We start from the raw sequence: 11,125 nt of genomic DNA, 5'->3' as shown, positions 1-11,125 counted from the left end.
CTAATAAAATTCAGCAGGTAGCTTCTATTTCCGCTAATAACGACGATACCATCGGTTCTTTGATTGCTGAAGCTTTCGGCAAAGTGGGTAAAGATGGCGTTATTACCGTGGAAGAAGCAAAGGGCACTGAAACCAACATCGAAATTGTTGAAGGTATGCAGTTCGACCGCGGTTATCTTTCAGCTTACTTTGTTACCAACAGCGAAAAAATGGAAGCTGAACTGGAAAAACCTTACATACTGATCTACGACAAGAAGATCAGCGCCATGAAAGATATTCTTCATATTCTTTAAAAAATCGCTCAGCAGGGCGCTCCGCTGTTGATCATTGCTGAAGACCTGGAAGGCGAAGCACTGGCAACATTGATCGTGAACAAACTGCGCGGCACTATTAAAGTAGCTGCTGTTAAAGCTCCTGGCTTTGGCGATCGCAGGAAAGAAATGCTGAATGATATTGCTACCTTAACAAAAGGCATCGTTATCAGCGAAGAACAAGGCTACAAATTAGAGAATGCAGACCTTTCTTATTTAGGCCGTGCAGACCGCGTTGTAATTGACAAAGACAATACAACAATCGTTGGCGGCGCCGGTGCTAAAGATGATATCCAGGCCCGCATCAACCAGATTAAAGCACAGATTGAAACAACAACTTCAGACTACGACAAAGAAAAATTACAGGAACGCCTGGCTAAATTAAGCGGTGGTGTGGCTGTATTGAATGTTGGCGCAGCAACAGAAGTTGAAATGAAAGAAAAGAAAGACCGTGTTGACGATGCTTTACATGCAACACGCGCAGCCGTTGAAGAAGGTATTGTGCCTGGTGGCGGCACTGCTTTCATCCGTTCAGTTGAAGCTTTGGATAAATTGAAATCAGACAACGAAGACGAAGCAACCGGCATCAACATCGTTAAGCGTGCATTGGAAGAACCATTGCGCCAGATTGTTGCCAACGCCGGCATCGAAGGTTCTATCGTTGTACAGAAAATAAAAGACGGTAAAGGCGATTTTGGTTTCAATGCCCGCACAGAGAACTATGAAAAATTATTCTCTGCCGGGATCATTGATCCTACTAAAGTTGCCCGTGTAGCTTTGGAAAATGCAGCATCTATCGCAGGTATGTTGTTAACAACAGAATGTGTAATTGCTGATAAGCCTGAACCTAAGTCTGCTGCAGCAGCACCGGCTGGTATGCCAGGCGGTATGGGTATGGATTATTAATCTTTGGGTTTATATTTTTAAAAGGCCGTTCGGAAGAGCGGCCTTTTTTTGTTTTGCTAATAGAAAAATACATATATACATAAGAATCTTAGGTATATTTGTTTTATGAAAGACAGCAGCCAGTTATTCAAAGGCACATTAACAACCGTTGTACTAAAACTGCTTAATGATAACCAGAAAATGTATGGGTATGAAATTACCAGGAAAGTAAAAGAATTAACCAATGGCAATATTCAATTAACGGAAGGAGCATTGTACCCGGCTTTGCATAAACTGGAAGCAGATGGTTTAATAGAATCTTCAATAGAACTGGCTGGTAACAGGCAAAGAAAATATTATCATTTAACCAAAAAAGGAAAAAAAGAAATAAAATTTAAACTCGCAGATTTTTCCAGTTTTATCCTAAACATCCAAAATCTTTTAAACCTTAAACCATCTTTATAAAATGGAATCGCCAAAAGCTGTATATAATCTCTCTGAAAAAGAAATGCAATCATTATTTCGATTTGTTGAAAAAAAATCTGTTCGCTGGTATGATCTTCAAATTGAAATCGTAGATCATTTAGCATCAAGTATTGAAAATGAAATAAGCCTTAACCCTGGTATGTCATTTGAATTCGCATTAGAAAAAATATATAAGGGCTTTGGCATTTTTGGTTTTGCAAAAATTGTAGAGGAGCGCCAGAATTATCTTGAAAAAGCAGCTAAAAAAAGATGGTGGTCTGAAATAAGAAATATGTTTAAATGGCCGGAGGTAACACTTTCTTTATTGATCGTATCTGTTTTGTCAATCTTATCCGGGTTTCTAAAGGATAATTTAGAAATATATTTTTACATTATTTATTTTGGGATTATCCTATTACCTGCGATACATGTTTTGCTAAGTAAGAACATAAAAAAACCGCTGCTAATACTGGAACACGGTTCCCGGTATCGTTTTATACCTGTTTTTTTTCAACCATTTATAATACCATCCGGATTACATATATCATCTATACCATTTATCATTTTTCTTTTCATCACTATTTTATTTGAACTGGCTACGTTCAGAACGTATAACAGTATCAGAAAAAAAGCCGAAGCGCTTTATCCTGCGGCCTTTAATTAATGAAAAACATGCCCTCTTCTATATTACACGTTTAAATATCAATGCATCATTTTTAACATTGATGAGATAAACAGGATGCAATAGCCCAACGTCAATAAAAAAACTGTTTCATATACCGGCAGAGACAATTAGCTGATAAGGTATATAATTATAATGGCGCCATTATTAAAATTGCGCCATTATAATTTAAAGTCTTTATTTATTCCTTTAGCCGGTGTGTTGCCGGCATAATTACCTGCTGATTATTTAGAATGTATATCTGGCAGATACACCAACATTAGGATAAACCCTGTCATAATAATCATAAGCTTCCGTAACATTTATTGTCGGTCGTATATCGGCAGATACGCTTAAAGGTATTTTGGCGAATTTATAATCTGCGCCACCAGTAGGAAATAAACCCAGGTTAAAACCGCGGCGATCTTTGTTGTCTGAAAAAGAATTGGAAACAACCACGCCGCCACCAATAAACCATTTTAAACCTTCTACCGGTTTTATATCAAAATGATGCTGGTAAACACCAGAGAAAGATACATTCACCCAATCATTAGCATGACGGCTGTAAGGGCGGATGCCCAGATCAAATTCAAGAGCCCCGGGCTTTGTTATAAATGTTTTATAGGCCGCTGCCGCTGCATCGTAATATCCACTGCCTAAACGCACACCAATGGATTGCTTGTAACTACTGCTTTGAGCAAACAAGCTTATGGAAGCGTATGCAAACACTACTGTAAAAATCAGTTTTAATTTCATAGCAAATAAATTTTAAAGGCGGCAAAAATAACAAACGCAATTATGTTGTAAAAAACGCAGCCATTACTATCAGGAACATTAACAAAGGCTGAACATAATGCATAACTGTTTTGCAGGTTAAACGTCCCGGAATCAAACAAATTATTTTGTACAGATGCAAACCTGCATTATCTTCAAAATCCAAAATATCAGCACATGAAAAAAACAATTTTTATCCCGCTTCTTGGCATTTGCTTCTTCACCCTAAGTGTTTCCGCGCAGAATTCTGCAGCCGAAACAATCAGCAGCACGCCTGCATTTTCAATCGCCGACAGTTCAACATTTACCGGCAAGTATAAATATGAAGGATTGCCTTTTGAGTACATGGAAATAAGTGTAAAGGATGACAAACTGTATTATTCAGGCGGTGAATACAACGGCCCGCTGGATGCTATAAGCGATAAAAAAGATGCTTTTGATGCAAGCGGTGCAGCCACATTTACTTTTATACGCGATAGTGATAATAAAGTTACCACACTGCAAATAGACTACCAGGGGCAAACCTATACCGGCAGCAAAGAATAAGCAAGAAGCATAATCCTTTTATAAAATTCAGGCCGTTTCCTTGTGAAACGGCTTTTAATTTTTCCTGTTTCTGCAGCAACAAAGCTTGCTGTTTTAAACAGCATATTATTGTTTTCATTTAAAAAATATTTCCTGAATTATGTTTTTTGAATTATAAGAATGCTTTCTTTTGTAGCCTAAACTTTTAAAAAAATGAAACTAAACGCTTTAAGATGGGCACTCCCCGCCCTTATTATTTGTTCGCTCCATTCAACAACGCAAGCCCAGGTAAGTGTTGGCCCTGAAATTGGTTTTACAGCTTCAGGACTTTACAACGACAATGATATTTATGCAGGGCTTAATTATCATGCAGGCGTAACAGCACATTTCCAGCTTACAGATTTCCTGGCAATAAGGCCTTCACTGCTATTTAAAACAGGCGATATGAAAATAGCCGACGATTACTATGATGAAAAGTATTCGCTTAACCGCATTTCATTACCTGTTCCCATTATGTACTCGCACATGTTTGGCAATAACAGTACCTTATTTGCAGGCGTGGGCCCTAATCTTATGTATAATATTTCCGGTAAATATTCATCTGCTGGTTACACCAGTAAAATTGAATTTGGGAGTGATACGGCGGGACAAATAAAACGCTTTGATGTTGGTCTGCAATTAAAAGGCGGTTACCAGTTTGCCAATGGTATTTCGCTTAGCACTTTCTTTAACCTTGGTTTATCTAACCTGTCCAATGACGCTTATTATAAACTGAAAAGCATGGATGCTTTCGGTTTTTCAATTGGCTGGATGTTTGGCAGCAATTCAGATGATTATTATTAGCTTTTAAATTCATAATAGCAAGCCCGCCAGGATGTATTGGGGGCTTGTTATTATTTGACCAGTTACTATGTGGCTAAAATTTTTGTGCCTTATCTATACTATCCTAATAAGCAAATAATTCAGGCTTAAAAGAAAGCTTTAAACCCCTTATATCATCTGAAGCAGGCGCTTCAAACACTTCAAGGTGAAAGTATTTTATAGCTGATAATAAATGATCAAAAATGTCAGCCATAATGTCTTCATACACTGCCCAACGGGTATCTGTAGTAAACATATACAATTCAATCGGCAACCCATATTCACTCGGCGATAATTGACGAACAAGTAAAGTCATATCTTTTCTTATGCGCGGATGTTGCTGTATGTATTTATTAATGTATTGCCTGAACAAACCAACGTTTGTCATGTTACGGCCGTTTACCGGCATTGTTCTGTCAGGAAAATGTTTTTCATTATAAAGATCAATGTCTGCCTGTCGCTCTTCAATATAAGCTGATAATAACTGTATTTTTTTCAACTCTGCTATATCTTCTTTAGAAACATAATGAATGGAAGAGATTTTTATGTTGATGGCACGCTTTATTCTTCTGCCACCGGCATTTTGCATGCCCCGCCAATTTTTAAAAGAATCGGTAATGAGATAATAGGTTGGAATAGTTGTAATTGTTTTATCCCAGTTTTGCACTTTCACCGTGTTAAGGTTTATTTCAATCACATCACCATCGGCGCCACATTTCGGCATTTCAATCCAGTCTCCTATCCTAACCATATCGTTTGTTGAAACCTGTATGCTGGCCACAAAACCAAGAATAGTGTCTTTAAATATAAGCATTAAAATAGCTGACGCTGCACCCATTGCAGTTAAAAATGCCCAGGGGGATTTACCGGTGAACGTGGAAAAAATTAAAACGCCGGCTATAAAAAACATAAAGATATTTACTACCTGTAAATAGCTGTCAAGCGGTTTCCCTTCAAAACTTTTTTTGGTTTGTAAATGATCTCTGAACGAGCGGAGAATTGACCGTATTACCATTACCCAGGCTATCACCAGGAAAACATTGATTAATTTTTGTGCAGGATTTATCCAGCCGGGAAAACCTGTTAATATAATCGGTACCAACTGAATAGAAATATATAAAGGAATTAACCTGGCAATGTTGTTTAGGGTGCGGTTATGCACAAGATAGTCATCAAATTTAGAGGTAGTTTTCATCGCAGCCCGGGCTACAAAATTCACCAGCACTTTTCTTATAATGAATTGCACGAGTAATAATAAAATACCAAAAATTAACGCCAGGAATAAGAGATTAATTAAATGAGCTGAATTTTCTGAAATCCCCCATTTACGCAATATTGAATAAGTCCATTCATACAAAAAAAATTTCGTGTTTTCTGATATTGTCTCCATAATAAAAACGAGCTGTTTAGATGCATCTTTACATCAATGACAAAAGCGCAAATTTACAAAAGATAAACAGGAACGTTGTTATACCCACCTCACAGCCTTTCAAACTTATTCAACAGTTGCTGTAAGCCAATCTTCCAATATATTTACACAAACATGAAAACAGTACGCATACTTAACTGCAGGTTGTTTTATTTACTTGCTTGTTTAGGTTATATAATAAATACAAATGCACAGGCACCCATTAAAATCGGTGTTTTGCAAAAAGGCAGGAACAATGCCATTACTGATGTTGCAGGTGTGTTGGTTGGACAAAAAACTCTAATAACAGGCGACAGCATCCGAACCGGTGTTACCGTTATAATGCCGCATGGAGGTAATATTTTTCAGCAAAAAGTGCCTGCTGCTGTTTTTACAGGCAACGGCTTTGGAAAGCTGGCCGGTATAACACAGGTAAAAGAATTAGGCAATATTGAAAGCCCCATTATTCTTACCAACACATTAAATGTGGCAAATGCCATTAATGCAGGCATTACCTATACTTTATCGCAAAAAGGCAATGAAGATATAGCCAGTGTAAATATTATTGCTGGTGAAACCAATGATGGTTATTTGAATGATATACGCGGCAGGCATGTGCAGGAACAGGATGTTTTAGATGCCATAAAAAATGCAAAACCCGGTGAAGTAGAACAAGGGAATGTTGGCGCAGGAACCGGCACGGTTTGCTTTGGGTTTAAAGGAGGCATTGGTACTTCATCGAGGGTATTGCCAAAAGCTTTAGGCGGCTATACAGTGGGGGTGTTGGTACAAACAAATTTTGGCGGCGTGTTGCAAATAGCCGGCGTGCCTGTGGCACAGGAACTGGGTAAATATTTCTTAAGCGATCAGCTCAACAACCCTGTTGATGGCAGTTGTATGATTGTTGTTGCAACCAATGCACCGTTAGATGCACGCAACCTCGAACGTCTGGCCAAACGTGCATTCATGGGCCTGGCAAAAACAGGCGGCATTGCCAGTAACGGTAGCGGTGATTATGTAATCGCTTTTTCTGCTGATACAAGCATTCGCATTCCTTACAATGTTACGCAAAAATTATATACAACTTCCACTGTTTTTAATGATGATATGTCGCCGTTGTTTATGGCTGCTATTGAAGCCACAGAAGAAGCGATCATTAATTCTTTGTTTGCCGCCAAAACCATGAAAGGCCGCAACGGGCATACAGTTGAAGAACTGCCCAAAGACAAAGTAATTTCTATCTTAAAGAAATATAACAGGTACCAGCCATGAGATGGGTTTTCATAAATAATGATTTTTTTGAAGAAGATAAAGCGGCTATACAAATAAGTGACCTAAGCCTGCAAAGAGGATATGGCGTGTTTGATTTTTTCAGAACAGGTAATAACAAGCCCTTATTTTTAGAAGATTATCTTGACCGGTTTTATCATTCTGCAAAAGCCATGTTTATTACTGTTCCACTTGAAAGAGAACAATTAAAAGAAATTATTTTTAAACTCATAGAAAAAAATAACCTGCCCGAAAGCGGCATTCGTATAACTGCAACCGGTGGTTATTCTCCCGATGGCTATTCGCCTGTGGAGGGTAATATCATCATTCAGCAGCAACCACTAAAATTACCGCCAAAAGAAAAATATGAAAGCGGTATAAAAATCATTACGCATGAATATCTGCGCGATCTTCCATCTGTAAAATCCATCAATTATCTAATGGGTGTGTGGCTCCAAAAAGAAGTAAAAGAAAAACAGGCAGATGATGTATTGTATTATAAGCATGAGGTTATAAGTGAGTTTCCGCGGTCCAACATATTCATCATAAACAATAACGGAGAATTGTTAACCCCGGCTAATAATATTCTTGCCGGCATAACGCGTAAAAAAGTTCTGGAACTGGCTAAAGATATCATGCCTGTTACTGTGCGTGATATTACATTAACTGAACTTAAGAACGCTGCTGAAGTTTTCACGACCAGTACTACCAAACGTTTATTGCCCATAGTAGAAATAGACGGCGAAAAGGTTGGCGACGGCAAACCCGGAAATGTTACAGCAGCATTATACGACTTGTTTATGAAGATGGAAAACCAGCAAACCACATATTAAACCAGGAAGCCCGGAACAGAATATGTTGAATGAATTACCAGCATAATAAAAAGTTATTAAGCAGTGTGTAATGCACATATTTATTGCCGCAGCATTACCTTAGAAATTATTTTTGATATGGAAAATAATACGCAACGGTTTAGCAACAGGGTAAACAACTATGTAAAGTATCGCCCGGCTTATCCTGCTGAAATTATTCCTTTTCTTGAGCAGGCCATTGGTTTAAGAAAAGATAAGGTTATTGCAGATATTGGCTCCGGCACGGGCATATTTGCAAAAAATTTTTTGGACTATGGCAATACCGTATATGCCGTGGAACCCAACACGGCTATGCGCCACAAAGCAGAAGATTTATTGCAGGAGTATTCAAATTTTATTAGTATTAACGGTACGGCAGAGCAAACAAATTTACAGGATGGGGCTGCTGACCTGGTAACGGCGGCACAAGCGTTTCATTGGTTTGAAGTGCCGAAAACCAAAGCAGAGTTTAAACGTATTTTAAAACCGGGCGGTTATTGCTGCCTGGTATGGAATGAAAGACGCACCACTTCACCTTTTGAGCAGGCCTATGAACAACTGCTGTTTGATTATTCACTTGATTACTCCAAAGTAGACCATAAAAATATTAATGATAAAATAATTGCTGATTTTTATGCGCCGGCACAGTTTATAAAGCAAAGCTTCGATAACAAGCAGGTCTTCGATTTTGAATCACTGAAGGGAAGACTGCTCTCTTCTTCTTATGCGCCTGATAAAGATCATCCCAAACACAATGCAATGATTGAAAACCTTCGAAAAATATTTGACAGGTTTAATCAAAATAATACTATAGAATTCAGGTACGATACAAAATTGTATGTTGGCAGGTTGTAACTGTAATTAACCGGCCTGATGGCATTGATTTCACTGCGCCGCTAAAATCAAAAAAAATGGATGTTGTATTTTAGCAACGTATGATTCATCATAGTTTGTTGCTTATTATTTCGTTGTTCTTTGCAATGGCTTTATTGTTTGTGTTAAGCCAGCGCATAAAAATATCCTATCCTATTTTCCTGGTTATTGGCGGGCTGTGCATATCGTTCATTCCGCAAATACCTAACATAAGCATAAACCCCGATATAGTGTTTCTTATCTTCCTTCCTCCCCTGCTGTTTGATGCTGCATGGCATACATCATGGAATAATTTCTGGAAATGGAAACGGTCTATTTTTTTGCTTGGGTTTGGACTGGTATTTTTTACATCAATGGCAATAGCACATTTCTCCGTGAGCATTATTCCCGGCTTTACACTCGCAATGGGTTTCCTGCTGGGCGGTATTATTTCACCGCCGGATGCTGTGGCGGCAGCATCTGTATTAAAGGGCGCAAAAATTCCCAAAAGGGGCATCACCATCCTGGAAGGCGAAAGCCTCGTAAACGATGCGGCATCACTCACCGTATTTTCATTTGCTTTGGCCGCTATAAAAACAGGCGATTTTGTAGCGCAGAATGCTATTGTAAACTTTTTTGAACTTGCGGTTATGGGTGTTTTTGTGGGATTGGTAATTGCTCATGTGCTATTCTTTGTGTTAACAGCCTGGGCAAGGTCTTCCAGCATTACAACGCCCATCACGCTGATAGCGCCTTACCTCATGTATATTATTGCAGAACAGTTTCACTGGTCTGGTGTACTGGCTGTGGTTAGCGGCGGATTGTTCTTATCATTCCGCTCAAAAGATTTTCTCAACTATCATACACGTATTCAGACAAAAGAAGTATGGGAAACCATCGACTTCCTATTAAATGGTTTTGTATTCATATTAATTGGCCTGGAGCTACCCGTAATTATGGAAGGCCTTAAAGGGGAATATGATATTGATGTGGCCATAAAATATGCGCTTATTATTGCTGGTATTGTAATTGCGTTAAGAATTATACTGGTGTACCTGATAGAATTTATTCCAAGATGGCTTAGCCCAACCATCAGGAAAAAAGAAAAAAGCCCGGGGCTGAAGTTTCCCTTTATTATAGGCTGGTCTGGCATGAGGGGCGTTGTATCGCTGGCTTCTGCACTGGCTATCCCGCTTACATTGGATGATGGCAGCACCTTTCCGCACAGGAATCTCATTCTTTTTATAACGTTTGTAATTATTCTTGCAACGCTTGTTTTCCAGGGCCTCACCCTGCCTTTCTTTATTAAACTTTTAAAGATTGAAGAGATTGATGAATATGTGCCCGATGAAGTGCAACTGGAAGATATACGGTACCGCATAGCAAAACAGGTGATCAATTATCTTAACGAACATTACCAGGAAGAAATGAAACAGTACGAATCAATAGCCAGAATTAGAGAACAATTTGAAAGAAATATTGAAGCTACAGACAAGGCTAGAGGCGAGGAATTATCAGTAAAAGAATTTGTGGGTTCTTCAAGAAAGTTATACAAGAATATTATGCTCGATATTATTGAAGAGAGAAGGCGCCTGCTGCATAAAATTGAAGATGAAAGAATTTATGAAGACTATATTATAAGGGATATGGAAGACAACCTTGATTTGGAAGAAGCACGTCTTAAAAAACAGTAACAGGCTGGCCGCCCGTGAGTGGTTTTATCTATTTAAGAAGATGGTTTTTAGATTAATCGATTTTATTGTTTCTTCAAACTTCTGGTAACAACTTCGGGTAAAAAAGGGGAAGCATCACCATGGTTCTTTATAATATCCCGCACAATGGTTGAAGCCACATGCGTATAAATGGGTTCGCCGGTGAGAAAAATGGTCTCAATGCTTTTATCCAGTGTGCGGTTGGCATCGGCGATAGCTTTTTCATATTCAAAATCGCTCACATAGCGAATACCGCGCAGAATAAATTTTGCACCTATTTCATTACAAAAATTAATGGTAAGGCCTTCATAAATAGCAGCTTCAATGCCAGGCTCATCTTTAAAAATTTCATTGAACCATTCCAGTCTTTGCTCGGCAGAAAACATGGGAGATTTGGATGAATTTTTGCCAATGCCAATCACTACCTTTTTAAACAAAGGTTTTGCACGTACAATAATATCAATATGGCCTAAAGTAACCGGATCAAAAGTGCCTGGAAATAAACAAATACTCATAGCGTGTTCCTCAATGATTCCGAAAAAAATTATCGG

The 11,125-nt window shown here is 38.5% G+C and carries 11 protein-coding genes and 1 pseudogene; 9 read left to right on the top strand and 3 right to left on the bottom strand.

The genetic code is table 11. The annotated features are described in order from the left end of the window. The 3 genes and pseudogenes from groL to ACTHN6_RS09280 form a co-directional block, all read left to right on the top strand. Positions 1-1,217: pseudogene (gene groL, locus ACTHN6_RS09290) on the top strand (chaperonin GroEL); the annotation flags it as partial. A gap of 105 nt (positions 1,218-1,322) precedes the next feature. After that, positions 1,323-1,661, top strand: coding sequence for a PadR family transcriptional regulator (locus ACTHN6_RS09285; protein WP_440435476.1), 339 nt, complete (start codon positions 1,323-1,325; stop codon positions 1,659-1,661). Between the two features lies 1 nt (position 1,662). Beyond that, complete coding sequence (locus ACTHN6_RS09280) at positions 1,663-2,325, top strand: hypothetical protein (protein ID WP_440435475.1); 663 nt, start codon at positions 1,663-1,665, stop codon at positions 2,323-2,325. A gap of 246 nt (positions 2,326-2,571) precedes the next feature. Here ACTHN6_RS09280 and ACTHN6_RS09275 read toward each other — a convergent pair whose 3' ends face one another. After that, entirely contained in the window at positions 2,572-3,078 is a 507-nt protein-coding gene (locus tag ACTHN6_RS09275) for a hypothetical protein (RefSeq protein ID WP_440435474.1), read from the bottom strand. A gap of 195 nt (positions 3,079-3,273) precedes the next feature. Here ACTHN6_RS09275 and ACTHN6_RS09270 point away from each other — a divergent pair, with 195 nt between their 5' ends. Together ACTHN6_RS09270 and ACTHN6_RS09265 are read left to right on the top strand one after the other, a co-directional pair. Continuing rightward, positions 3,274-3,642 carry a hypothetical protein gene (locus tag ACTHN6_RS09270; protein ID WP_440435473.1) on the top strand — a complete coding sequence of 123 codons (369 nt, stop codon included), beginning with the start codon at positions 3,274-3,276 and terminating at the stop codon, positions 3,640-3,642. 192 nt (positions 3,643-3,834) lie between these two features. Further along, positions 3,835-4,464 carry a porin family protein gene (locus tag ACTHN6_RS09265; RefSeq protein ID WP_440435472.1) on the top strand — a complete coding sequence of 210 codons (630 nt, stop codon included), beginning with the start codon at positions 3,835-3,837 and terminating at the stop codon, positions 4,462-4,464. 103 nt (positions 4,465-4,567) lie between these two features. On the opposite strand, the gene ACTHN6_RS09260 is transcribed toward ACTHN6_RS09265, so the two are convergent. Continuing rightward, complete coding sequence (locus ACTHN6_RS09260; protein ID WP_440435471.1) at positions 4,568-5,872, bottom strand: mechanosensitive ion channel family protein; 1,305 nt, start codon at positions 5,870-5,872, stop codon at positions 4,568-4,570. A 153-nt stretch (positions 5,873-6,025) separates the two neighbouring features. Between ACTHN6_RS09260 and ACTHN6_RS09255 the strand changes: the two genes are divergently transcribed. The 4 genes from ACTHN6_RS09255 (at position 6,026) to ACTHN6_RS09240 (ending at position 10,556) form a co-directional block, all read left to right on the top strand. Next, on the top strand, positions 6,026-7,162 hold the full coding sequence (locus ACTHN6_RS09255; RefSeq protein WP_440435470.1) for a DmpA family aminopeptidase: 1,137 nt from the start codon (positions 6,026-6,028) through the stop codon (positions 7,160-7,162). Further along, complete coding sequence (locus tag ACTHN6_RS09250; protein WP_440435469.1) at positions 7,159-7,992, top strand: aminotransferase class IV; 834 nt, start codon at positions 7,159-7,161, stop codon at positions 7,990-7,992. Before ACTHN6_RS09255 ends, ACTHN6_RS09250 begins: the two co-directional genes overlap by 4 nt. A 117-nt stretch (positions 7,993-8,109) precedes the next feature. Beyond that, positions 8,110-8,865 (top strand): class I SAM-dependent methyltransferase, encoded by a 756-nt coding sequence (locus ACTHN6_RS09245; protein WP_440435468.1) that lies wholly within the window; start codon positions 8,110-8,112, stop codon positions 8,863-8,865. 80 nt (positions 8,866-8,945) lie between these two features. Next, on the top strand, positions 8,946-10,556 hold the full coding sequence (locus ACTHN6_RS09240; protein WP_440435467.1) for a Na+/H+ antiporter: 1,611 nt from the start codon (positions 8,946-8,948) through the stop codon (positions 10,554-10,556). A gap of 62 nt (positions 10,557-10,618) precedes the next feature. On the opposite strand, the gene coaD is transcribed toward ACTHN6_RS09240, so the two are convergent. Further along, the gene (coaD, locus tag ACTHN6_RS09235) at positions 10,619-11,089 is read right to left on the bottom strand and encodes a pantetheine-phosphate adenylyltransferase (protein ID WP_440435466.1); all 471 of its coding nucleotides are present in this window, start codon (positions 11,087-11,089) and stop codon (positions 10,619-10,621) included. Positions 11,090-11,125: the final 36 nt, after the last annotated feature.

It is taken from the genome of Parafilimonas sp., from assembly GCF_051953455.1.
Lineage (GTDB): Bacteria > Bacteroidota > Bacteroidia > Chitinophagales > Chitinophagaceae > Parafilimonas.
The sequence above is the reverse complement of the archived record's forward strand: the minus strand, read 5'-3'. Positions and strand labels throughout refer to the sequence as shown.

What these genes read in the sequence shown, in the direction of transcription:
- ACTHN6_RS09285 (WP_440435476.1), top strand. Translation starts at nt 1,323, where the DNA reads ATGAAAGACAGCAGCCAGTTATTCAAAGGCACATTAACAACCGTTGTA.
- ACTHN6_RS09280 (WP_440435475.1), top strand. Translation starts at nt 1,663, where the DNA reads ATGGAATCGCCAAAAGCTGTATATAATCTCTCTGAAAAAGAAATGCAA.
- ACTHN6_RS09275 (WP_440435474.1), bottom strand. Translation starts at nt 3,078, where the DNA reads ATGAAATTAAAACTGATTTTTACAGTAGTGTTTGCATACGCTTCCATA.
- ACTHN6_RS09270 (WP_440435473.1), top strand. Translation starts at nt 3,274, where the DNA reads ATGAAAAAAACAATTTTTATCCCGCTTCTTGGCATTTGCTTCTTCACC.
- ACTHN6_RS09265 (WP_440435472.1), top strand. Translation starts at nt 3,835, where the DNA reads ATGAAACTAAACGCTTTAAGATGGGCACTCCCCGCCCTTATTATTTGT.
- ACTHN6_RS09260 (WP_440435471.1), bottom strand. Translation starts at nt 5,872, where the DNA reads ATGGAGACAATATCAGAAAACACGAAATTTTTTTTGTATGAATGGACT.
- ACTHN6_RS09255 (WP_440435470.1), top strand. Translation starts at nt 6,026, where the DNA reads ATGAAAACAGTACGCATACTTAACTGCAGGTTGTTTTATTTACTTGCT.
- ACTHN6_RS09250 (WP_440435469.1), top strand. Translation starts at nt 7,159, where the DNA reads ATGAGATGGGTTTTCATAAATAATGATTTTTTTGAAGAAGATAAAGCG.
- ACTHN6_RS09245 (WP_440435468.1), top strand. Translation starts at nt 8,110, where the DNA reads ATGGAAAATAATACGCAACGGTTTAGCAACAGGGTAAACAACTATGTA.
- ACTHN6_RS09240 (WP_440435467.1), top strand. Translation starts at nt 8,946, where the DNA reads ATGATTCATCATAGTTTGTTGCTTATTATTTCGTTGTTCTTTGCAATG.
- coaD (WP_440435466.1), bottom strand. Translation starts at nt 11,089, where the DNA reads ATGAGTATTTGTTTATTTCCAGGCACTTTTGATCCGGTTACTTTAGGC.